The sequence below is a fragment of the Achromobacter spanius genome (assembly GCF_003994415.1).
Taxonomy (GTDB): domain Bacteria; phylum Pseudomonadota; class Gammaproteobacteria; order Burkholderiales; family Burkholderiaceae_B; genus Achromobacter; species Achromobacter spanius_C.
In genome coordinates this window covers 5,825,323-5,847,923 of sequence record NZ_CP034689.1, presented here as the reverse complement: position 1 = coordinate 5,847,923, position 22,601 = coordinate 5,825,323, and the positions used below count along the sequence as shown (strand labels likewise).

17 protein-coding genes are annotated in these 22,601 nt (G+C 63.1%); 9 read left to right on the top strand and 8 right to left on the bottom strand.

Going from position 1 to position 22,601, the window contains the following annotated elements; genetic code table 11:
* Positions 1–13: 13 nt before the first annotated feature.
* The 8 genes from acnD to ELS24_RS26675 all read right to left on the bottom strand — a co-directional run bounded on the left by acnD (position 14) and on the right by ELS24_RS26675 (position 14,029).
* Entirely contained in the window at positions 14–2,632 is a 2,619-nt protein-coding gene (gene acnD / locus ELS24_RS26710) for a Fe/S-dependent 2-methylisocitrate dehydratase AcnD (protein WP_127186480.1), read from the bottom strand.
* Positions 2,632–3,342, bottom strand: a complete 711-nt coding sequence (locus ELS24_RS26705; protein ID WP_050445729.1) for a GntR family transcriptional regulator — start codon at positions 3,340–3,342, stop codon at positions 2,632–2,634. Before ELS24_RS26705 ends, acnD begins: the two co-directional genes overlap by 1 nt.
* A 141-nt stretch (positions 3,343–3,483) precedes the next feature.
* Positions 3,484–5,286 carry an NAD(P)/FAD-dependent oxidoreductase gene (locus tag ELS24_RS26700; RefSeq protein WP_127185844.1) on the bottom strand — a complete coding sequence of 601 codons (1,803 nt, stop codon included), beginning with the start codon at positions 5,284–5,286 and terminating at the stop codon, positions 3,484–3,486.
* 367 nt (positions 5,287–5,653) lie between these two features.
* The gene (locus ELS24_RS26695) at positions 5,654–7,552 is read right to left on the bottom strand and encodes a sigma-54-dependent Fis family transcriptional regulator (RefSeq protein WP_050445731.1); all 1,899 of its coding nucleotides are present in this window, start codon (positions 7,550–7,552) and stop codon (positions 5,654–5,656) included.
* A gap of 150 nt (positions 7,553–7,702) precedes the next feature.
* Entirely contained in the window at positions 7,703–8,302 is a 600-nt protein-coding gene (locus ELS24_RS26690; protein WP_127185843.1) for a hypothetical protein, read from the bottom strand.
* Complete coding sequence (locus ELS24_RS26685; RefSeq protein WP_127185842.1) at positions 8,299–10,890, bottom strand: M23 family metallopeptidase; 2,592 nt, start codon at positions 10,888–10,890, stop codon at positions 8,299–8,301. The genes ELS24_RS26690 and ELS24_RS26685 overlap by 4 nt, the downstream gene beginning before the upstream one ends.
* Positions 10,891–10,938: 48 nt before the next feature.
* Entirely contained in the window at positions 10,939–13,017 is a 2,079-nt protein-coding gene (locus ELS24_RS26680; protein WP_127185841.1) for a type VI secretion system Vgr family protein, read from the bottom strand.
* A 157-nt stretch (positions 13,018–13,174) separates the two neighbouring features.
* Positions 13,175–14,029 (bottom strand): hypothetical protein, encoded by an 855-nt coding sequence (locus ELS24_RS26675; RefSeq protein WP_127185840.1) that lies wholly within the window; start codon positions 14,027–14,029, stop codon positions 13,175–13,177.
* Between the two features lie 320 nt (positions 14,030–14,349).
* On the opposite strand from ELS24_RS26675, the gene ELS24_RS26670 reads away from it, so the two are divergent.
* The 9 genes from ELS24_RS26670 (at position 14,350) to ELS24_RS26630 (ending at position 22,589) form a co-directional block, all read left to right on the top strand.
* Complete coding sequence (locus tag ELS24_RS26670; protein WP_127185839.1) at positions 14,350–15,216, top strand: N-acyl homoserine lactonase family protein; 867 nt, start codon at positions 14,350–14,352, stop codon at positions 15,214–15,216.
* A 140-nt stretch (positions 15,217–15,356) separates the two neighbouring features.
* Positions 15,357–16,247: an ABC transporter ATP-binding protein gene (locus ELS24_RS26665; protein ID WP_230694484.1), complete on the top strand. Its 891-nt coding sequence runs from the start codon at positions 15,357–15,359 to the stop codon at positions 16,245–16,247.
* Positions 16,244–16,957 carry an ABC transporter permease gene (locus tag ELS24_RS26660; RefSeq protein ID WP_050449408.1) on the top strand — a complete coding sequence of 238 codons (714 nt, stop codon included), beginning with the start codon at positions 16,244–16,246 and terminating at the stop codon, positions 16,955–16,957. The genes ELS24_RS26665 and ELS24_RS26660 overlap by 4 nt, the downstream gene beginning before the upstream one ends.
* Positions 16,954–18,339 carry a GldG family protein gene (locus ELS24_RS26655; protein ID WP_127185837.1) on the top strand — a complete coding sequence of 462 codons (1,386 nt, stop codon included), beginning with the start codon at positions 16,954–16,956 and terminating at the stop codon, positions 18,337–18,339. The genes ELS24_RS26660 and ELS24_RS26655 overlap by 4 nt, the downstream gene beginning before the upstream one ends.
* Positions 18,340–18,410: 71 nt before the next feature.
* Complete coding sequence (locus ELS24_RS26650) at positions 18,411–18,998, top strand: DUF4340 domain-containing protein (protein WP_230694487.1); 588 nt, start codon at positions 18,411–18,413, stop codon at positions 18,996–18,998.
* 266 nt (positions 18,999–19,264) lie between these two features.
* Positions 19,265–20,170, top strand: coding sequence for a branched-chain amino acid ABC transporter permease (locus tag ELS24_RS26645; RefSeq protein ID WP_050449410.1), 906 nt, complete (start codon positions 19,265–19,267; stop codon positions 20,168–20,170).
* Positions 20,170–21,186, top strand: coding sequence for a branched-chain amino acid ABC transporter permease (locus ELS24_RS26640; RefSeq protein WP_127185835.1), 1,017 nt, complete (start codon positions 20,170–20,172; stop codon positions 21,184–21,186). The genes ELS24_RS26645 and ELS24_RS26640 overlap by 1 nt, the downstream gene beginning before the upstream one ends.
* Positions 21,187–21,188: 2 nt before the next feature.
* A complete protein-coding gene (locus ELS24_RS26635; RefSeq protein ID WP_127185834.1) occupies positions 21,189–21,929 on the top strand; it encodes an ABC transporter ATP-binding protein in 741 nt (246 codons plus the stop codon).
* Positions 21,930–21,932: 3 nt separating this feature from the next.
* Complete coding sequence (locus ELS24_RS26630) at positions 21,933–22,589, top strand: ABC transporter ATP-binding protein (RefSeq protein ID WP_127185833.1); 657 nt, start codon at positions 21,933–21,935, stop codon at positions 22,587–22,589.
* Positions 22,590–22,601 lie beyond the last annotated feature (12 nt).

The following is a 22,601-nucleotide window of genomic DNA, read 5'->3' as shown; positions in this document are numbered from 1 at the left end:
GTCCAAATGAAAATCAGCCAGCCTTCTTGGTGGCGCCCGCCACGGATTCGGCTTCCAGGAAGTCTTGCGCAAAGCGTTGCAGCACGCCGCCCGCGTCGTAGATGGAGACTTCTTCCGCCGTATCCAGGCGGCACGTCACCGGCACCTGCACCGTCTCGCCGTTACGGCGGTGGATCACCAGCGTCAGGTCGGCGCGTGGCTTGCGTTCACCGATCACGTCATAGCTTTCGGTGCCATCCAACGCCAGCGTCTTGCGGTTCACGCCGAGCTTGAATTCCAGCGGCAGGACGCCCATGCCGATCAGGTTGGTGCGGTGGATGCGTTCAAACCCTTCGGCCACAATGGCTTCCACGCCCGCCAACCGCACGCCCTTGGCCGCCCAGTCGCGCGACGAGCCCTGGCCGTAGTCCGCGCCCGCCACGATGATCAGCGGCTGCTTGCGCTGCATATACGTTTCGATGGCTTCCCACATGCGCATCACCTGGCCTTCCGGTTCCACGCGCGCCAGCGATCCCTGCTTCACCGTGCCGTCGTCGTTCGTCACCATCTCGTTGAAGAGCTTGGGGTTGGCGAAGGTGGCGCGTTGCGCGGTCAGGTGGTCGCCACGATGGGTGGCGTAGGAATTGAAGTCTTCTTCGGGCAGGCCCATCTTGTGCAGGTATTCGCCTGCCGCGCTGTCCATCAGAATGGCGTTGGACGGCGACAGGTGGTCGGTGGTGATGTTGTCGCCCAGCACCGCCAGCGGCAGCATGCCGCGCAGCGTGCGTTCACCCGCCAGCGCGCCTTCCCAGTACGGCGGACGGCGAATGTAGGTGCTTTGCGGGCGCCAGTCATACAAGGGGCTGACGCCTGCCTTGCGGTCTTCCTGAATGCCGAACATCGGCGCATAGACCTTGCGGAATTGTTCCGGCTTGACCGCCGCCTTGACCATGGCGTCGACCTCTTCGTCGCTGGGCCAGATGTCTTTCAGGCGGATTTCCTTGCCGCTGGCGTCCACGCCCAGCACGTCGCGTTCAATGTCGAAACGGATGGTGCCGGCAATGGCGTAGGCCACCACCAACGGGGGCGAGGCCAGGAACGCCTGCTTGGCGTACGGATGGATGCGGCCGTCGAAGTTGCGGTTGCCGGACAGCACGGCGGTGGAATAAAGATCGCGGTCGATGATTTCCTGTTGAATCACCGGGTCCAACGCGCCAGACATGCCGTTGCAAGTGGTACAGGCAAACGCCACCACGCCAAACCCCAGGGCTTCCAGATCGGGCAGCAGCCCGGCTTCTTCCAGGTACAACTGCACGGCCTTGGAGCCGGGCGCCAGCGAGCTCTTCACCCAGGGCTTGCGGGCAAGGCCGGCGCGGCGCGCGTTGCGTGCCAGCAGGCCGGCGGCGATCACGTTGCGCGGGTTGCTGGTGTTGGTGCAGCTGGTGATGGCGGCGATGATGACGGCGCCGTCAGGCATCAAGCCCGGCTCGTTTTCCACCACGCCGGAAATACCGCGTTCGGCCAGGTCGGACACCGGCAGGCGGCGATGCGGGTTGGACGGGCCGGCCAGCGTGCGCACCACGGTCGACAGGTCAAAGCGCAGCACGCGCTCGTATTCGGCGGTCGCCAGGCTGTCGGACCACAGGCCCGCCGTCTTGGCATAGGTTTCCACCAGCGCAATCTGTTCGTCTTCGCGGCCGGTCAGGCGCAGGTAGTCGATGGTTTGCTGGTCAATCGAGAACATCGCGGCCGTCGCGCCGTATTCCGGCGCCATGTTCGAGATGGTGGCGCGGTCGCCCAAGGTCAGGCTGGCGGCGCCTTCGCCGTAGAACTCCAGATACGCGCCCACGACCTTTTCTTTGCGCAGGAATTCGGTCAGCGTCAGCACCACGTCGGTGGCGGTGATGCCCGGCTGCGCGCGGCCCGTGAGTTCAACGCCGATGATGTCCGGCAGACGCATCCACGACGCGCGGCCCAGCATCACGTTTTCGGCTTCCAGGCCGCCCACGCCAATGGCGATGACACCCAGCGCGTCCACGTGCGGCGTGTGGCTGTCGGTGCCGACCAGCGTATCGGGAAACGCCACGCCGTCTTGCGTGTAGATCACCGGCGACATCCGCTCCAGGTTGATCTGGTGCATGATGCCGTTGCCCGGCGGCACGACTTCGATGTTGCGAAAGGCCTGCTTGGTCCAGTCGATGAAATGAAAGCGGTCTTCGTTGCGGCGGTCTTCCACCGCGCGGTTGCGGGCGAAGGCGTCGGGGTCGGTGCCGTCGAATTCCACGGCCAGTGAGTGGTCCACAATCAACTGCACCGGCACCACCGGGTTCACCTTGGCCGGGTCGCCACCTTTCTCGGCGATGGCGTCGCGCAGCCCCGCCAGGTCCACCAACGCGGTCTGGCCCAGAATGTCATGACAGACCACGCGCGCCGGAAACCACGGAAAGTCCAGGTCGCGGCGACGTTCGATCAACTGCTTCAACGCATCGGTCAACATCGCCGGATCGCAGCGGCGCACCAGGTTTTCAGCCAGCACGCGCGACGTGTAGGGCAGGCCCGCGTAGGCGCCGGGCGCGATGGCTTCGACGGCGGCGCGCGCATCGAAATAATCCAGGCGGGTGCCGGGCAGGGTCTTGCGGTACGAGTGGTTCATCATGCCTCCGTGCGCTGCAACGTGCTTTGCGCGATCTGTTGTTCGATGTTGATACGTGACGCGCGGATATGGCGGCGCATCAGGATTTCAGCCAGCTCGCCATCGCCGTCGGCAATGGCGTCAAGAATGCGGTGGTGTTCGGCGTAGGCCTGCCGGGGGCGGTTGGGCGTGGTCGAGTACTGGATGCGGTACATCCGCGCCAATTGATAGAGCTCGTCGCACAGCATGCGAAACAGCATCTGGTTGCCGCTGCCCTTGACGATGCGATAGTGGAAATCGTAATCGCCTTCCTGCTGGTAGTAACCCACGCCGGCTTGAAAGGCGGCATCGCGTTCATGCGCGTGCAAGACTTCGCGCAGCTCGGCGATTTCAGACGGCGGCATGCGCTCGGCGGCCAGCCTGCACGCGGTGCCTTCCAGCGACTCGCGGATCTCATACAGCTCGGACAATTCCTGCGGCGACAAGGACACCACCCGCGCGCCCGCATGCGGCACGCGCACCAGCAGCCTCTGGCCTTCCAGGCGATGCAGCGCTTCGCGCAGCGGACCCCGGCTGACGCCGTGGATACGCGCAAGCTCGGGCTCGGAAATCTTGCTGCCTGGGGCGATCTCGCCCTTGACGATAGCGGCCTGGATCTTCTTGAAAATGTGATCCGACAAGGTCTCGCCATCGCCGGGCGCAGCGCCCGGCAGGGTCAGCACTTTGCTCATGGTGTCAACAATCGGTCCGATTTGTGGGGGTGAGATCGGGTTAAAGCGCTATGGAAACGCTAGATTGTCAACAATTTACCTTGTGGATCGGCGGGGTGCAAGCGGCCGGGAGGCCGCTTGCGACAGAAGTGTCAACGCCGATTAGCGCTTGTGGTGCACCTGTTGCATGCCGTACACCTGCACCGGCAACCCCACGTGCCGCGCCTTCAGTTGCAGCGACAGATACTGCGAATAGTGCCGCGACTGGTGCAGGTTGCCGCCATGAAACCACAGCCCTTCCTGCTGGGTCGGCTTCCACATGTTGCGCTGTTCGCCTTCCCAGGGACCGGGGTCCTTGGTGGTGTCCGACCCCAGACCCCAGCACTTGCCGACCTTGTCCGCCACCTCCGCGCTGATCAGGTCGGCGGCCCAGCCGTTCATCGAGCCGTAGCCGGTGGCGTAGACGACCAGGTCCGCCGGCAAGGTCACGCCGTTCTTCAAGACGACGGCGTCGCGCGCCAGGTGGCTGACATCGGTATTGGATTGCAGCTTGACGCTGCCGTCGATGATCAGGTCGCAGGCGCCCACGTCGATGTAATAGCCCGAGCCGCGTCGCAGGTATTTCATGAACAGGCCCGAGCCGTCGTCACCCCAGTCCAGCATGAAGCCCGCCTTCTCCAGCTTGCTGTAGAACTCGGCGTCGCGTTCGCGCATCTGGTTGTATAGCGGAATCTGGAACTGCGCCATGATCTTGTAGGGCAGCGATGCGAATGTCAGATCGGCCTTGCGCGTGGTCATGCCGTTGGCCAGCGCCTGCTCGGAATACAGGCCACCCAGGCCGATGTCCATCAAGGTGTCCGAGCGCACGATGTGCGTGGACGAGCGCTGCACCATCGTCACGTTGGCGCCGCCTTCCCACAGAGCCGCGCAGATGTCGTGCGCAGAATTGTTGGCGCCGATCACCACCACGTTCTTGCCCCGATAGGCGTCGGGGCCGGGGTGCTGCGAGGAATGTTGCTGTTCACCTTGGAATTCGTCCTGGCCGGGAAAGCGGGGCACGTTCGGCTTGCCCGACATGCCGGTGGCCAGAACCAACTGCTTGGGCCGCAGCACCACGGGCTTGCCTTCCCGAAGCACGGTGACTTCCCATTCTTTCTTCGCTTCGTCGTAACGCGCCGATTCGCAGACGCTGGACGTCCAGTAGTTCAACTCCATCACCTTGGTGTACATCTCCAGCCAGTCGCCCACCTTGTCCTTGGGTGCGAACACGGGCCAGTTCTCGGGAAAGGGGATGTAGGGCAGGTGGTCGTACCAGACCGGGTCGTGCAGGCACAAGGACTTGTAGCGCTTTCTCCAGCTATCGCCCGCGCGCTCGTTCTTTTCAATGATGATGGTGGGCACGTTCAATTGACGCAGCCGCGCGCCCAGCGCGATACCGCCTTGCCCGCCACCGATGATCAGCACATAGGGCTGCGTCGTGTAGCCCAGTTCGGCGGCTTCCTGCTCACGCTTTTCCAGCCATGTCTGGCGCTCGCGGCGGCTGCCGTGTTCGGCGCCCAAGGGGCGACGCGTGCCGCTGGGTTCCTCGTGGCCCTTCAGTTCCGACATGGTGGTGAGCAGCGTCCAGATCTTGCCGTCCTTCACGCGGATGTGGCCATAGCCGCGCGCCAGATTGGTGTCGATGTGCAGCCACCCTTGCAAGAGGCGGCCGTCGTCGGTCGACGCTTCACGTTCGTCGCGCGTGAAGCGCACCGGCTCCACCTGCGACAGTTGTTGCGTCAGCATGTCGTGGATCTGCGCATGGCCTTCGAAGGTGCGCAGGTTCCAACTGAACAGCACCAGGTCGCGCCAATAGCATTCGTCGTGAAACAGGCCGGCGATGGCGGCCATGTCCTTGTTGCCCAGCGCGGTGTTCAGACGGGCGAGCACCGCGTCCAAAGCGGCGTCGGCGGGGGCGGTCTGCATAGCTTGTCTCCTTGCCCGTTGAGGGCGTGGTGGGGGGGGCGGACGCGGGCGTCCGAGGCAACCCCGGCCTGTGCCGGCCGGTGGCAGCTCAAGCTTGTGTATGCAAACGGCGTGCCAGGTTATGAAGGACGCGGCGTCGCCCGTGGCGCAGGGGAACGGGCGAATACGCTGCCGATTCGTCGTGGCGCGACGCCACACCTGTGGCGCGGCAGTGTGGCGGGAGGCGCTTGGTCGAGGGCAGGCGCAAGTTAGGCGAGGCGCGGCAAATTGCGGCCAGGCATGGCCAAGCGCGCTAACTGGCGGCGGCGCGGCAAGTTTACGGCCTGGTCGCGGACAGCAACGCCAGGAACCGGCAGTGCAGAAAGCCCTAGCGCCGCCCGCGCGGACCCAGCCCGTAACGCCGCATCTGGCGGTGCACGGTGGAACGGTCCAGGCCCAGCCGCCGAGCGGCTTCCGATACATTGCCCGCGCAACTGTCCAGTGTGGATCGCAACGCCGCTTCCTCGGCCGACACCGCGACGCCGCCCGGGGCCAGCGCTTCGGGCAGGTCGCCCGGTTCGATGACGCCGTGTTCGCACAGCGCGGCGGCCACCGCGATCACGTTGGCCAGTTCGCGGATGTTGCCCGGCCACGCATGCGCCTTCAACGCGAGCAACGCGGCCGGCGACAGCACGGGCGCGCCGGATTCATCCTGGTGCCGCGCCAGCATGCGTGCGATCAGCCAGTCCAGGTCTTGACGCTCGCGCAGCGCGGGCACGGTCAGCGTGGCGGCATTGACGCGGTAGTAAAGGTCCTCACGAAAGCGTCCCTCGCGCACCAGCGCACCCAGGTCGCGATGCGAGGCCGACACCAGCGCCAAGCGCAGCGCGCGCGGTGCGTTCGCGCCGATGGGCGTCACTTCGGATTCCGCCAGCACGCGCAGCAGTCGGCTTTGCAGCGCCAGCGGCATATCGCCGATCTCGTCCAGGAACAGCGTGCCGCCGTCGGCCTCTTCGATCAGGCCCTTGCGGCCCTTCGGCGCAGCGCCGGTGTAAGCGCCCGGCAGATAGCCGAACAGCTCGCTTTCAATCAATGATTCCGGAATGGCGGCACAGTTCACCGCCACGAAGCGGCCCGGTCGCCGGCTGTCTTCGTGAATCGCGCGCGCCAGGTATTCCTTGCCCACCCCGGTTTCCCCTTGCAGCAGGATAGGCAGGCCTTGCCGGGCAAGCTTGGCGGCGCGCGCCTGCAAGGCCGCCATCCTGGTATCGCCGCCGTCCAGCCCGCGTAGCGCGGACGGGGTGCCGCGCACCGCGACCGTGGCGCCGCGTGCACTGCGGTTCGGTTCAATGGCGTGCGCAAACAGCGCGTTGCCATCCCGCGCGACGATCAGGCGGTCCTGCGGCGCATGGCCGCGCGTGTATTGGGGCAGGTCGTCCAACTGCACGTCAAAGAAGCGCGTAACCGGTTGGCCGATCAGGCCCGCCGGCTGGCGCCAGTCCAGCCCGGCAGCGCGCGCCAGCAGCTTGGCGCCTGAATGCGTCATGCCCAGGATGCGGCCCGCGCCGTCCAGTGATATTGCCGCTTCCGGATCCACGTCCAAAAACTCGGGCGACCGCGCAAAGCGCAGCACCCATTCGTTGCGCGTGCGTGCCATCAGGTTGGCCAGTTCGATGCGGCGCGTCGTGCTGTTGACCAGGTGCAGCGCCAGATTCTGGCTGGTCTTCAGGCTGGGTGAACTCAACAAGGAAATGTCCAGCACGGCGGCCAGTTCCCCGTCGGCGTTGTAGATCGGCGCGGCGGTGCAGGACAGTGGGGTGTGGGTGTTGTCGAAGTGGTCAGTCTGGTGAATGGTCAGCGCCTCGCCCGTCTCCAGGCAGGCGCCCACCGCGCAGGTGCCGGCGCGCGGCTCGGACCATTCCGATCCCAGGTACAGGCCCGCCTTGCGCAGCTTGGACGTCTGCGCGGGGTCGCCCAGGAATTCCACGGTGACGCCTTGGCGGTCGGCCAGCAGCAACACGTAGTTTTGCCCGGCCACCTGCCGGAACAGATGGTCCAGCCCGCTGCGCGCGATGCGGATCAGTGCTTCGGATTGCTGGCGGTGTTCTCGCAACCTGCCATCGGGCACGATATAGGCTTCGCAAGCCTGCGCGGGGTCCAGCCGGTATTGATCCAGGCAGCGCAGCCAACTGCGCACCACATGCGCGTCGCGCTGTGTGGGCCGGCCCCGGCCCACCTGTTCGATCTCGCGGATGTGGGCGGTATGCAGGGATTCCTGACTAGGCATGTCGTCTCCATGTTGCGCCCGGTCTACGCCGGATCAACAGGGCAGCATGCACAGAGACGAATCGGCTTGTAAATGGTGGTTATCCAGTGGTGGTGGGGGGCATCGATTGCTGGGGCGGGGGGCGGCTGAAGCTGGATTCAAGGATGGTCATTATTGGATTTTGAGGCTTTTGATTACTTGATATTGCCAGCGCGCGGTCGAAAAGAGCGGATCTTTGTGGTGACCGACCAGGGAACAGAGCGCGTATTGAACCCCAAAGGTTGTGCCGTAAGCCACGCCATCCCAGCAGTCATATATCTCTTCAACCGATTCCAGTTCAGTGGCGTCAGGGGATTCTTTGAGATAGTCGACCTGAAGTCGCGTAATTATTGTGGTGTCTCGATTGTTTTTTCTGGGGAATGAGTAGTGTCGCCTTTTTATAATGGTCTGCTTTGTGTCACGGGCGTTGTCGTAATAATCTTCTCTTAAGGACTTTAATCGGCCATTTACGTATTTAAGTAGCACGAAGTCCGGAGAAGGGGTTTCGTTTGTCTTGAACGATCTAAGGCTTCCATAGAAGGCGGGGCTATTCACCTTATCTTCATAAAAAAATCTGCATTTATCGGCTTGGATAACTAGCGGTCGACTCGATTGCACTGAGTATCCGCAAGCTGAGGACAGGTCAAACAGAGCTCTGGAATTAGAGGCATTCGAATTTGAAGAAAATGCGATGATACCTAAGTGCATCAAGGTAGCCATTAATTTAATCATGGTCGAATGCTTCCCTCTGGAAGGTTGATAGGAACGTCGTCCGATATGGCCTGATACGCATGGGAAAAATATTTGATTCTGTTCTGTAAATGTGATGCCGCTCTGTTTACTTGTAAGGTGACGTTCAATACATCGGCGGCGATATGTGTGCCATCGCTCAAGTCTTGGAAATTCTTTATATCTGCTCTTGTACTTATATTGGTTAGGCCATCTGGCAACCACCTGTATTTTTTGGCGCTGCCCGGGGGGGTTGGAATCCGATCCCGAGTTCTTTCTGCGATCCAGTAGAAACCGGACGCGTCACATGCAGAATAAGCATCTTCTTCAAGCAAAAGCTGATGGGGTTCGTGCGTTACGTTCCTTCGGCGATATTTCTCGTATCGTCCATAATGGGCTCGTCCCGTTAGCTGAATGACGCCTCTTCCGCGAAATCGTGGTCCATCGCCGTCCTCAGTGTTGCCGGTGCCCGGCTTGTATTCATAAGCTGCGCCGCTTGCATATTCTCTTACCGACTGAAACCCGTCGGTCTCTTGCACTATTTGCCCCCAGAAATGGGCTGTCCGGATCGGAGTTTCTAAATAGTATTTCCTGCGAATCAGGTTAAGAGCTCTGTGCATCCCGGCGGGCACGACATATTTGTCTTGTCGGTGTTGCCCCACAGTAATGATTGAAAGCGCATCTTCATATGTCAGTCCCAAACCGATGGCTGGCAGCATTTGGACCATTTCCTTCGCGCTCAGCCACCCACACTTCTTAAATTCCTCAATAAACTGCAACGGATGAAAGTGGTAATGCACCCTATCCAATGCCAAGCCTTTCCCCTGCGCCTCCTCCCAAAACGCCAGCGCCAGGTGATGGCGCTTCAGCCTGCCATACGCCTCATCGCTAAGGCACTCACTCGTCCTCAACACATTCGCCGGGCGTTGATCAGGGTCGTCGACCTTCAACCAACTCCATCGCTGATCAAAATCATCACGCGACCATTCCGTAGGTATCTTCACCACACAGCGGCGCAACATCTTTGACACCTGCGCGGTGCGAATCTTGGCGGTGGCGCGTGCCAGGCGGTCTTGGTATTGCATCAAGGCGTGCGCGCCGGTCGCCACCTTGTGGATCGCGTCGCCTATGACGCCTGTCACCTGCGGTAGCGGATGCGGCGTGGGTTTCAACGGCTCAATCAGGTTCAGCAGCGTGCCGGAATCACACCGGCTATTCCCATCCAGGTCGTCATCAATAAACGTCCAGCCTTGCCAGTGCGGAAAGTCCGCGTCGCTGTAGACGCGAACGCCCGCCGCATTCAGATCAACAAAAAATATGCTGCCATCAGACAGCCGGACTCTGCGGATATGCGGCAGCCGGCCGTTATACAGATCGCTTTGCGCTGGTGCATCAGGACCCAGCACACGGCCAAAGCGCAGCATTTCAAAGCCCGCGCTGGGGCAACCTGGATAGTTTTTGACGGCGGTGTTGTAAAGCTCGTACGAACTCTCGCTTTTCTCGGCGGCGCCTTGCAAGATGCCGGTTACCTTGCCCTGCCGGTTGCGGGCAGTGACCGTGAAAACTCCGCGCTGTTCGCTGATGCTGATGATTAGCTCTGCTGTCGTCCGTGCCGCCACCGGTACATGCCAGTTCGCCCAATGGTCGGGATTTGAACCGGAAGGAAAGCGGTCGGCCAGTGCGCCGTATACCCCAGGCACGTAGATCGTTCTTTCGGTTGCGCTAGGGGTGGGTAGATCAAACATATTCTGGTGGGCACCGGTTACCCAGTTGAACCACGTCTTCTCGTCCCCCTCCCGCTTCGCGCCGCTAATGGACTTGCGGTTCATCTTCCACAACTGATCCGGGGTGGTGCCGAACAAGGATGCAATGGCATCGGGGCGATCATTGCTTCCCGGTTGCCCGGATTGAAATAAGCGGGTGAGATAGGTGCTTCGAAACTCACGAGGGTTCGTGTCGTACAGCGGGGTATTGGCCGGCAGCACAAAATGAATATCGCCCCAGACGCAGTCGCGTCGGCCTTCCTTGCTTTTCTGTTCACCCGTGCTACGGCCCAGCAAGCGTTCTACGTTGGCCTTGTCGGCCACGATTTCGAAGTGGATGCGGTGGGGTTCGCCGTAGATGTAGCCGGCCTGGGCGATGGCCTCTTTGCGGTAGACCTTGTCGCCCGTGTTCAAGGCGAGTTTTGTGCCCGCGTTCTTTTCCAAGGCGTGCAGGTGCTGATAGATGGAATAAAACGTGACGCTGACGCCTTCACCGATTTCGGTGTCGTGCTTCAGGACCAAGACGCCGTTGCTGGTCCAGCCCTTGTAGTACATCAAGGGGTCATTGGACGGTGTGGCGGAATCGATAGCAGGTTTAGGTTTGTCGCTGGCCCTGGCATACACCACGACGCCATCCGCAATCGCCCGCACCGGTTCAGGATTCTGTGGAGACCCCGGCGCCACCAGGTGAACGCCGCCGTGCCAGCCAAACTGGTGGCTGACAGGAAAGGCGCCTTTGCCGGATTTTTCACCCAGGCTCCAGTAGGCATTGCTCTCCGCGTCTTCGGCTTGCAGCACGGCGCGTAGGAAGGGTGCGCTGATCAACATGACGTCTTACTCCCAGGTTCGAACTGCGATGAACTCCTGCGCGGTTCCTTACTCTGACAACGGAATATCCGCCGGGTCGACGTCGCGCGACACGGCGGGCATTCCCGCTATCTGGAGTGAGCTGCCGCTGCCCGAGCTGCTCTGGCTCAGGGGCCCCTTGATCTTGATTTCGACGCCATCCAGCGTGATGCCCGAGCCGTCGATGGTGATGGTGCCGCCAGGGCCCTTGAAGATCACTTTCTCGCCGGTCTGCAACTCGTAGACGGTGGTCTTGCGGTGTATCTTCTGGCCCACTTCAAGCAGGTCGTACCCTTCGATCTTCGTTTCGGCATACCCGCCGATGTCGGTCCAGTGGTTGGCCGCCGTCTTGTCGCGACGGCTGTTGCCGACGTCTTCCGTGCGGTCCTTGGCCGTATGTATGGTGTGATTGCGGCCCACGTTCAGGAAGTCGTCCTGGCCCGTGCTGTGACGGCGGTCTTGGCCTATATTCACATGCTCGTCGTTGGTGACGGTTTCGCGGCGGTCGCGGCCGATGGCGATCGTTTCGTCGTTCTCGATCTTTTCGCTGCGGTCGTGTCCCACGAAGGTGGTTTCGTCGTGGTTGATGTGAATGTTCTGATCGCGCTGCGCATGCACGAAAATTTCTTCCTGATCGCGCTCGTCTTCAAAGCGCAGTTCGTTGTAGCCTTCGCCCTTGTGGGTCTGACTTTTGATCGTCATGCGCGTCTTGTGGCGGGGCAGTTCGTAAGGCGGTAGTTGCAGCGCCATATGGGTGCGGCCCGTGATGACAGCCTGGTCCACGTCGCCATCCAAAAAATTCACGATCACTTCCTGTCCGATGCGCGGAATGGCCATGTGCCCCCACATCGCCCCGGCCCAGTTTTGCGACACCCGGATCCAGCACGAACTGTGTTCGTCGTGGCGGCTCAGGCGGTCCCAGGGAAACTGCACTTTGACGCGCCCGTAGCTGTCGCAATAAATCTCTTCGCCTTTGGGCCCGGTCACGGTGGCAATTTGAGGCCCGTCGATGCGCGGCTTGGGCAGCGGCTCGGCACGCCATTCCGTATGTTTGGAGACAAGCTCTGCCGTGTAGGCATAGCGCGTGCCTTGCTGTGCATCGGCGCCGTCTTCCTGTTGGCTGCTGTGCTGCACGCCATGATGACGCATGCGTACCGGGCGCCAGCCTTGGTTCAGGTCGCTGCGCGGATGGCCTTCCAGTTCGAATGACAAGCCCGGGACCAGGCGCGGGTCATCGCCTTCGACCGTGGCGACGCGCGCATCGCGCCGTAGCCCACGCAGGCGGTTCTCGGTGAACGGTATGCCCGCTTCGTCGCGTTTGTAGCGGCCCGGGTAGTCATAGCGTTCGTAGTGGCGATGCTGGTGGTCCAGGTTGACGCCATCGCGGCTGTGTTCCTGCGTGTACCTGGGGTGCGTGTAGGTGTAGTCGCGTTGGGTTTGGCGGGCCGTGCGTACCTGTTCGGCGTAGGTGAAGCGGCGCAACGCCGGTTCGGCTTGGTCGCCACCCGGTGCAGGCTGGTACTGAACCGGGCCGCCGTCGATGTTGCCGTGGATATGCAGACGGTCGCTGTGGACCAGGCGGTGGCCTTTGGCATGATGATGAAAGGCATGGAAGAAGCCTTCTTCGCGCGCCAGGCGTTCCAGGAAATACAGATCGGTGTCGCCCGCCTGCACGCAGTATTCGCGGGGCAGATGTTCGTGGGTGACCGTTTGTTCGTAGTCCAGGACCCCGTGTTCTTTAAGCACCGCTTGCAGGATTTCGGGTACGGACAGGTGCTGGAAGATGCGCCAGTCTGAACACAGCCCCGCGCGTGCCAATAGCGGTTCGACGGTGGCGCGGTAGCGGGTTCGGCGAAAGCCGGTGGTGCCTTGCTCAAAGCGCGAGACCACGCCGTGTACGTAGCGTACCGGGATGCCTTGATGCCAGATGGTCAGCAACGCTGCCTGATCCAGCACCAGGCCGAAGTCCACTGATGATTCATGGCTGGCCAGAGCTAGGTCCAACCGAAAGGGCTCGGACAAGCCCTCGTCCAGGGTGAACTCGACCACTTCAAAGTCCATGCCGCCTACGATGCCAAAGCTGAATCGAAAGTCGTGTTTGTGACTCACGATGCCCCCCATTGAGTGCGTCATGCGGCACATCTTGGACAGCGATTCAGGGTATGGCTATAGGACGACTAAGAAATATTGAACATCGAAGGCGGGACGTTATCGAGCATGCTCGGCTGATGCCGGCCTTTTCAGAAACCAGCGATATAAATCGTGCTTATCCAGCGGTATCCCGATCCATGGATCGCAGCGCCTTGGGGATGCGGTAGCGCTTGCCGTCAAACGACAGGGTGTGGCGGGTCTTGCCTTGCTTGATGGTTTTTTCCTCGCAGCCGCCTTGCTGCACCGAAGCGCGGCTGGCCGAGTACGATTCGGTGGCGATCAGGTTGCGGTAGCCACGGCGTTGCGTGTCGCCTATCGCCAGGCTGACGGCGATTTCCGAGAATTCGCCCGCGCAGGTGGTGTCCCATTCGCCGGACGAGTGGTTGACGATCATGCCGTCCAGCACCAGGCGCAATTCGTTTGCATGCACGGTGAACAGGCGCAGGCTGGTCTCGTCGAAGGGGTTGGCGCGCGATGCGCCCTCGCGTTCGATCCGGATGCCGAAGGCGCGCTGGTCGGCCGCCACGTCATAGCGCGCCGTGTCGAACGCCAGCCCGACGATGCGCACGGCATCGTCCGACATCAGGTCCACCAGCCTGCGCCGTTGGCGCACTTCTAGCGTCTGCTTGTCCAGCACCAGCACGTCCAGGTCGCCAACGTGGCCGTTCTCGGGGTCGGGCGTGTCCTGCATCAAGGGCACCGCCACCAGCAACAGATCCGGGTTGGCGGGCCAGACCTTGCAGGCCACGGCAAACGGCGCGCCTACATCGGCATCGGAGAGCGTGACGATGGCGTGTCCTTCCGCAAGGCGAATGCGGCCTTGGGCGTCGGGCTTGTCGGTGTTGTTGTAGACGGCGCGCACGATGCCGGCAGCTTCGGGGCAGGGGCCGCTGGCGGCTTGTGCGGCGCCGCAAGCCAGTATGGCGGCCAGGGTCAAGGCGCCGGTCAACAGCGAATAGGGACGGAGCATGGCGGGTGGGCGGAGGGGAGACGCTCGAATTTTACTCAGGCCGCGTCTTGGGGCCGGAATAGCGACTAGGGTTGCTACCCGTTCAGCCGCCGTGAAGCCCAGCTTAATAAATCCTTAATTGGCAGCCACGCGGTGCTGCGTCAGAGTGCGCAACAGAGAAAACGGCCGTCAGATGCCGTCCTGGTCGGCGAACCGATCCGCCGCGCCATCAACCCCGCACAGCAAAACCCTATCGAAAGAAATCCGGGACACACCGGGTGGCTTGCTATCGACCGTTGCCACGTGGTGGCGGTCATCCATGTTGGTTCGAGGAGACGACAATGAGCAAGAGCTGGAAGAGCGTTGCAGGTGTGTTGGGGGCGATGGCGATCATGGCGGGGGCGGGCGCGCAGGCCGCCGATGCGCCGCCCGACGTCAAGCTGATGCAGCTGTCCGTGGGCAAGATCGAGCTGGACAAAGGCTTCATGACCGCCATGGTCGACGTGGGCACCAAGATCAAGATCCCCGTGCCCGCCTATGTCATTCAGCATCCGCGCGGGCTGGTCCTGTTCGATACCGGCATGAACCAGGCCACCGCCGACGGCAACTGCGCCAACTACTGGGGGCAGGGCCTGTGCGGCGCCTTCAATTCCATCCAGGGCCGCGACGAAGTCATCGACCGCCAGTTGAAGGCCGCGGGCTTTGACGTCAGCGACGTGAAGTACGTGGTGTATTCGCACTTCCACCTGGACCACGCCGGCAATATCAAGATGTTCCCCAAGGCCAAGCATGTGGTGCAAAAAGCCGAGCTGCGCGCCGCCTGGTGGCCCGAAAAATTCCAGCGCGCCGCCTATGTCATGAAAGACTTCGACACCACGCGCGACTACGACTTCATCCAGGTGGAAGGCGACTTCGACCTGTTTGGCGACGGCACCATCGTGCTGCTGGACACCAAGGGCCACACGCAGGGCCACCAGTCCTTGCAAGTGAAACTGAAGAATACCGGCACGGTGCTGCTGGCGGCTGACGCCATCTATACCGCTGAAAACGAGGCCGGCGTCATTCCGGGCATCACCTGGAACACGGCGGCGTCGATGCAGGCTATCGACCGGCTCAAGCAGATACGCGATGCGCGCCAGGGGCAGCTCTGGTATAGCCACGACGCCGAGCAGCATGCGCAGAACGCCAAGACCAAGGTCTTTGACTAAGGCGCTGGCCCCAACACCGACCCGGGCAATCCCGACCCCGCCACTTCGACCCAAGGCATCCCATGCAGCCGGCTGTTGCTTTGCATCAGGTCTGCAAGTCGTTCGGGCCCCGGCAGGTCCTGCATTCCCTGAGCCTTTCCGTGGCGCCCGGGGAAATCGTGGGCCTGTTGGGGCCGAACGGCAGCGGCAAGACCACCACCCTGCGCCTGATGGCCGGGTTCTACACCCCCGACAGTGGCCGCGTCACCGTGCGCGGCCAGGAACCCGCCCCAGGCCGGGGCAATGCGGACATCGGCTATCTGCCCGAACGCGCGCCGCTGTACGACGCGCTGACCGTCATGCAGTACCTGGAGTTTGGCGCGGGCGTAAAGGTGGCCGGCGGGGCGCGCGCGCGTCGCCAGGCCATTGAACGCGCCATCGACGGCTTCGACTTGCAAGCCGTTGCCGGCAGCGCCATCGGCCGCCTGTCCAAGGGCCAGCGGCAACGGGTGGGGCTGGCGCAAGCCGTGCTGAATGATCCGCCCGTGCTGCTGCTGGACGAAGCCACCAACGGCCTGGACCCGGTGCAGATCGTGGAAGCACGCGCCATGATCCGCCGCTGCGCCGAAGGGCGCGCGGTGGTGTTCAGCAGCCACCTCATGCAAGAGGTGGAAGCCCTGTGCACCCGCATCGCCATCCTGCGCCAAGGCCATCTGGTGGAAGACGCAGCCTTGGGCCAGGCGCAGTCGGCGCTGCAATTGCAACTGGCCTTGCCCATGTCGGGCCACGCGGCCTTGCATACCGCCTTGTCGGCCTGCCCGGGCGTGCACGCGGTGGACGCCACGGTGCTGGACGCCGGGCTGAGCAAGTGGCGCATCAGTTGGAACACCGCCAGTGGTGGTGAACAGCCAGGCGCCGTGTGCGACCAGGTGCTGCGCATTGTGCTGGCGCATGCCCAGGTGCGCGCCGTGCTGTCCTTGCGCGACGCCGTCGAAACCCGCCTGCTGGCGGCGCTGGCGCCAAATGATCCGGTGTTGCGGAGGCGCGCATGAAGGGCTTTCTTGCCTTGTACCGAAAAGAGCTGCGCACCGACTTCGGCTCGCCCGTGGCGCTGGTGGTGGTGGCCGTGTTCTGGGCGCTGTCGGGCTACCTGTTCAGCTTCAATCTGTTCTTCGTCAGCACCGGGCAAATGGTGACGGCGTTTCACAACATGACCATCCTGCTGATCCTGGTGATGCCGCTGGTCAGCATGCGCGCGTTTGCGGAAGAGGCGCGCCAAGGCACGCTGGAATTGCTGCTGACCTTGCCCTTGTCGGACGCAACGCTGGTGGCAGCCAAGTACGCGGCGGGGCTGACCGTGCTGGCCTTGATGCTGGCGGGCACGAGCGCCGCCGTGCTGCCGCTGGCCTGGTATGGGCAGCCTGACTACGGACCCATCGTGGGCGGCTACATCGGCGTGTTCCTGTACGGCGCGCTGTTCCTGGCGATAGGCATTGCCGTGTCCAGCGCCTGCTCGAACCAGATCGTGGCGGCCAGCGCCACCTGGGGCATCTTGGTGTTGCTGTGGTTCATGGATTACCCGGCCGCGCTGGATGCCTTCCCGGCCTTGTCGCCGTTATTCCAGGCGCTGTCCTTGTCGGCGCAGCATGTGGACTTTATTCGCGGCGTGCTGCCTGGGCCCGCCACGGTGACGCTTGCCAGCGTGGCGGTGCTGGCGCTGATGATCGCGGCCGTCAACCTGAAGCGCTGGAGGCTGCGATGAACGGCCACCCCGGCTTGCGCCGCGCGGGCAGACGGCTGTGGCTATGGCTGCCCGTGCTGGCGGTAGCGGCCTTGCTGCTGGCGCTGAACTTGTGGGCATCCCGACATCTGGGCCGTTGGGACCTGACCGCGCAACGGCTCTACAGCCTGTCGCCCGAAAGCCTGGAGGTGGCGCGCCAGATCAAGCAGCCTGTGGACGTGACCTGGTTCTACGACCTGCGCAACAAAAGCATGGTGGATGCGCTGGAACTGCTGCGCCAGTACGAGCACGCCAACCCGCTGATCCGCGTGCGCGGCGTGGACCCGGCGCTGCGCCCGGCCGAGGCGCGCGAAGCCGGCATCCAGTTCGCGGGCAGCGCGGTGCTGGCCGCCGACAGCCGCAAAATGACGATCAACGGCGGCACCGAAACCGACTTCACCAACGCACTGATCCGCATCAGCCAGCAGGGCGCGCAAACGGTGTGCTTCACGCAAGGGCATCGCGAAGCCATGCTGGACAGCCTGACGTCGCTGGACGATCTGGAAGACCACGGCGACGACGAAAACCTGGTGGCGCGTGTCGAAGTGCATGAGCAGCACGGCATGGCGATGGCGCGCAATGCCTTGCAGACGCTGGGCTTTGGCACCCGCGCCGTGAACGCGGGCAGCCTGGCGCAAGCGCTGCCGGCCTGCGCCGTGGTGGTGGCGGCCGGCCCGCGCACGCCCTTCGGCGCGGACGACACGCAGGCGCTGCGCCGCTGGACCGCTGCTGGCGGCAAGACCTTGCTGCTGCTGGAGCCCGACACGCAGCATGGCCTGGACGCCTTGCTGGCCGACTTCGGCATTGCGCGGCCTGCCGGTGCGTTGGTGGACCCGGGCAGCCACTATCGCAACGACGCCGGTAGCCCGGCGGTTAGCGACTACACCCGCCACAAGATGACGCGCGGCCTGTCATTAAGCTTTTTTCCCGGCGCGGCTGTGCTGGAGCCCGCGGGCGACAGCCTGCCCCCGGGCGTGACCGTGACGCCCTTGGCGCAGACGTCCGCGCAGGCGCATCTGCCGGGCCAGCCCGGGTCGCGCTACACCCTGATGGCGCTGGCCACGCGCAACGCGCAAGCCGCCAGCGCGGACGGATCGGCGCGGCCGACCTTGCTGGTGGCGGGCGATAGCGACTTTGCGACCAACCGCCATTTCGCCACCCTGGGCAACGGCGCGCTCTTCACCAGCGCGGTCACGCTGCTGGCTGGCGAAGACGCCTTGCTGACGATCCGCCCGCGCCATTATGAGAACCGCCGCGTCGAACTTACCAACCGCCAGATGCGTACGGTGTTCTGGACCAGCACCGTGGTCTTGCCGCTGCTGGCGTTGATGACGGGCTTGTTGCTGTGGTGGAGGCGGCGATGAACGGGGCGATGAACGCGGCGAGCATAGGCGGTGGCCTTCGCCGTCGGCATTGCCTTCGCCTTGCGTGGCCAATGCTGCTGGCGGCTGGGGTGGCGCTGTCGGCGTGGCAGTGGCATGAAGCCGGGGAGTCGCCCGCCATGCATGGCGGCCACACGCATCTGCACGACGATACCGGCAAGCCCGCGCGCCTGTATGCCTGGAACGCGGAGCAAGCGGCCCGCATCACCTTGGAGATCCCCGCATCCGCGCAGGCATCAAAGCAGACGTTGACGCTGCAACGCGGCGCGCAAGGCTGGGTAGCGACGCCCGCCGCCGCCAACTTCGACGCTGCCGACTTTCTGAACTTGTTCTCGCACGCGCGCAGCGACCGCATCCTGAACCCGCATGCGGACGAATCCTATGGATTGAACCCACCCGCGCTGCGTATCGCCATCGACGACGCCAACGGCGCCGCGCTGGCCCGTATGGACGTGGGGGCGCTTACGCCGGATGGCCTAGGCCGTTATGTGCAATTGCCCGACGAGCCGCATCTGCGCATCATCCCCAATTACCAGACGCGGGCGCCTTTGGCAGCGATCCAGGTAAACCCGCAGACGATAAGCACGCCTTCAACGGCCACTCTATCGCTTGTGAAACCCGGCTTGCACAAAGATAAATAGGCGCTGAAAACGCGCATCCCTATACTTCTTTTCCACATCGGACGAGTACGAAAAGCGGGCATTGCCAGCCATCACACCCGTCCATATAAACGCCTTCCGGCCTGATCCGTATTGCATCGGAAACAGGCACGGCAAGGTCCATAACGAGACAAGGGCGCGCCATGCGCGTCCCGGGCGACATGCCCGTACCACCGTGCTGGGGACGCACGTTGCCAAGGCAACGCATCGCCCGCGCGGCAGGTGCTTAGCGGATTGGGAGAAGACGCTTGACCTTGGATCTACTGCCTCTCGCCTTGGTGGATGGCGTGGCGTACGCCAGTCTGCTGTTCCTGGTGTCGATGGGACTAACCCTGGTGTTCGGCGTGATGGGCATCTTGAATGTCGCCCATGGCGCCTTCTACGCCTTCGGTGGCTATGCCGCGGCCAGCCTCGTCATGTTCCTGGCGCCCAAGACCGATTCCCCCTTCCTGCTGTTCGCCGCCTTGTTCGTGGCCGCCATCGCGGTGGGCCTGGCCTTGGGCAGCATCATGGAATTCGTGCTGATCCGCCGTGCGCAAAATTACGACCCCATTCTGAAGCTGCTGATCACCTTTGGCGGCTTCCTGATGCTGGAAGACATTCAGCGCCTGCTGTGGGGCGCGCAGCCCTATAGCGCCAGCGAAGTCGTCAACCGCCTGGGCAATATCGAAATCGGTGACATCACCTACACCACTTACCAACTGGTGGTGGTGCCGGTGACCGCCGTGCTGGCCTACGTGTGCCTGGAATTCTTCCTGCGCCACACCAAGCTGGGCAAGCAGACGGTGGCCACCACGCACAACCGTGAAGTGGCCACGTCGCTGGGCATCAACGCCAAGAAGATCGGCTACGTCACCTTCGTGATCGCGACCATTCTGGGCGCGCTGGGCGGCGCGATGGCCGCGCCCACCACGTCGCTGGTGCCGGGCGCGGGCACCGACATGACCGTGCTGTCGTTCGCTGTCGTCGCCACGGCGGGCCTGGGGCAGATTACCGGCGCGCTGATTGCCGCATTGCTGATTGGCGTCATGCGCTCCATTGCCGTCTACGCCGCGCCTGAACTTGAAGTGGCGGTGCCGTACATCATCATGGTGCTGGTGCTGATCATCCGGCCGCATGGCTTGTTCACCGTCGCCCAAGCCCGGAGGATCTGATGAAAGTCGTCGTACTCAGCCTCGTGGCCGCGCTGGCCACGCTATTGCTTGGCTATACCTATTCGTGGACCATCACGCCGATCGTCATCGGCCTGACCTACGCCATTGCCGCTTTAGGCGTGTCGGTGATGGCCCGCGCCGGCCAGATCTCGTTCGGCCACGCCATGTATTCCTGCATCTCGGCCTACACGGTGGCCTTTCTGGCGCGCGCCATGCCGGGCGCCGATGCGCTGGTGCTGATACTGGCCGGTATCGTGGCCAGCTTCCTGGCCGCCATTGTGATCGGCCTCTTCGTGGTGCGGTATCGCGGCATCTTCTTCGGCATGCTGAACCTGGCGCTAAGCATGGTGTTGTTTGCGCTGCTGGGCAAGCTCTACACCCTGACAGGCGGCTCGGACGGCATGCGCATCGTGCGGCCCGCCATCGCTGGCGTGCTGATGGAGCGCGATGCATTCGAACGCGCCTTGCTGGTGCTGACGCTGGTCGTATCGCTGGTGCTGGCCTGGTGGGTGCAGCGTTATTTTCGGTCGGGCAGCGGCCAGGCGCTGGCGGCCATCAAGACGAACGAAACGCGCATTGAGTACCTGGGGTTTTCCGCTTACTTCATCATGTGGAAGGGCTATCTGCTGTCGGCCGTGGTGGTGGGGTTTTCAGGTGCGATCCTGGCGTTGATGCAGGGCCTGGTTACGCCGGAAATCGGCTCGTGGCTGCGGTCGGGCGAATTCGTGTTCATCACGATTCTGGGTGGGGCCGGGCATGCCGCCGGCGCGTTCCTGGGGGCGGTGGGTTTTGAAACCGTGAAGCTGGTGTCGGCCGCGTACTTCCCTGGTCTGTGGCAGTTCTTGCTGGGCCTGACGCTGATCCTGGTGATCTTCATGTTCCCCACCGGCTTTGTCGGCCAGATCATGCAGCGCGTCGCCACGAAAAAACGCGACCAAGCTCGGGCCCGAGCCGGCGCCAACGCCGCCTTGCAGGCGCGTGTTTCCGCCGCTACGCAATCGCCGGCCAGGAACTGAAAATGAAACCTCTTATTCAAACCACCGACCTGCATCTGTCCTTCGGCGGCGTGATCGCGGCCGACAACATCAACTTTGAATTGCATGAAGGCGAACGCCTGGCCGTCATTGGCCAGAACGGCGCGGGCAAGACCACCTTCATCAACATCTGCACCGGCTACCTGGCGCCCTCCAAAGGCAAGGTGTACTTCGACGGGCGCGACGTCACGGCCATGGCCCCGCGCAAGATCGTGCGCCTGGGGCTGGGCCGTTCGTTCCAGCTGCCGCAGTTGTTCACCGAGCACAGCGTGCGCCAGTGCGTGCAGATTGCCGCTGCGCGCCGCAACAAGGAACTGAGCTGGTTCCGCTCTTTGGAAAGCACCATCGACGACAAGGAAGTGGACGCCACGCTGGACCTGGTGGGCCTCTTGCCCGAAGCCGACGAAGCGTCCATTGAACTGCCCGAAGGCAAGCGCAAGCTGCTGGATGTGGCCATGGCGCTGGCGCTGCGCCCCAAGCTGTTGATCATGGACGAGCCCACCAGCGGCGTGGCGTCCGAAGACAAATTCGCCTTGATGGAAACCGTGATGCATGCGCTGGACGAACGCCGCGTGACCAGCTGGTTCGTGGAGCACGACGTGGACATCGTGTCGCGTTACGCCACGCGCGTGGCCGCCTGGATCGCGGGCAAGGTGGCGGCCGATGGCACGCCGGACGAAGTCCTGAACAACCCGCAGATCAAAAGCGAAGTGCTGGGGGCCTGAGTCATGCTGAACCTATCCGACATCAACGTAGACCTGGCCGGCAACCGCATCCTGCGCGACGTCAGCGCCAGCTTCGACGCGTCCAAGACCATCGGCATCGTCGGCCGCAACGGCGCGGGCAAGACCACGCTGCTGCGCACCATCATGGGCCTGACCAAGATCAAGTCGGGCAAGATCATGTTTGACGGCGCCGACCTCAGCGCCATGCCCGGCCACAAGCGCGCCGCGTTGAAAGTGGGTTACGCGCCCGAAGACCGCGTGATCTTCCCCACCATGACCGTGCAAGAAAACCTGAACCTGCCTTGCGAGGTGCAAGGCCAGTCCAAGACGGACATCGCGGCCCGACTCCAGACGGTCTTGAAGGTGGTGCCGCAACTGGAACCCATGCTGGGCCGCTCGGGCTCGGCCTTGTCGGGCGGCCAGGGAAAGATGGTGGCGCTGGCGCGCGCCATCATGGTCGGCACCCGCTTGCTGATGCTGGACGAGCCCTTCCAGGGCCTGGCCCCCAAGCTCGCGCGCGACTACACCGAAGCGCTGGAACGCCTGAAGGAATTGCAGCCGGAGTTGTGCGTGGTCATCACCGAATCCAACGTGAAGCTGCTGGGCGGCATCCCTGACCAGATATGGACGATCGAGCGCGGCTCGATCACCTTGAATTGACTACCGGAGACA

What these genes read in the sequence shown, in the direction of transcription:
- acnD (WP_127186480.1), bottom strand. Translation starts at nt 2,632, where the DNA reads ATGAACCACTCGTACCGCAAGACCCTGCCCGGCACCCGCCTGGATTAT.
- ELS24_RS26705 (WP_050445729.1), bottom strand. Translation starts at nt 3,342, where the DNA reads ATGAGCAAAGTGCTGACCCTGCCGGGCGCTGCGCCCGGCGATGGCGAG.
- ELS24_RS26700 (WP_127185844.1), bottom strand. Translation starts at nt 5,286, where the DNA reads ATGCAGACCGCCCCCGCCGACGCCGCTTTGGACGCGGTGCTCGCCCGT.
- ELS24_RS26695 (WP_050445731.1), bottom strand. Translation starts at nt 7,552, where the DNA reads ATGCCTAGTCAGGAATCCCTGCATACCGCCCACATCCGCGAGATCGAA.
- ELS24_RS26690 (WP_127185843.1), bottom strand. Translation starts at nt 8,302, where the DNA reads ATGATTAAATTAATGGCTACCTTGATGCACTTAGGTATCATCGCATTT.
- ELS24_RS26685 (WP_127185842.1), bottom strand. Translation starts at nt 10,890, where the DNA reads ATGTTGATCAGCGCACCCTTCCTACGCGCCGTGCTGCAAGCCGAAGAC.
- ELS24_RS26675 (WP_127185840.1), bottom strand. Translation starts at nt 14,029, where the DNA reads ATGCTCCGTCCCTATTCGCTGTTGACCGGCGCCTTGACCCTGGCCGCC.
- ELS24_RS26670 (WP_127185839.1), top strand. Translation starts at nt 14,350, where the DNA reads ATGAGCAAGAGCTGGAAGAGCGTTGCAGGTGTGTTGGGGGCGATGGCG.
- ELS24_RS26660 (WP_050449408.1), top strand. Translation starts at nt 16,244, where the DNA reads ATGAAGGGCTTTCTTGCCTTGTACCGAAAAGAGCTGCGCACCGACTTC.
- ELS24_RS26655 (WP_127185837.1), top strand. Translation starts at nt 16,954, where the DNA reads ATGAACGGCCACCCCGGCTTGCGCCGCGCGGGCAGACGGCTGTGGCTA.
- ELS24_RS26650 (WP_230694487.1), top strand. Translation starts at nt 18,411, where the DNA reads ATGCTGCTGGCGGCTGGGGTGGCGCTGTCGGCGTGGCAGTGGCATGAA.
- ELS24_RS26640 (WP_127185835.1), top strand. Translation starts at nt 20,170, where the DNA reads ATGAAAGTCGTCGTACTCAGCCTCGTGGCCGCGCTGGCCACGCTATTG.
- ELS24_RS26635 (WP_127185834.1), top strand. Translation starts at nt 21,189, where the DNA reads ATGAAACCTCTTATTCAAACCACCGACCTGCATCTGTCCTTCGGCGGC.
- ELS24_RS26630 (WP_127185833.1), top strand. Translation starts at nt 21,933, where the DNA reads ATGCTGAACCTATCCGACATCAACGTAGACCTGGCCGGCAACCGCATC.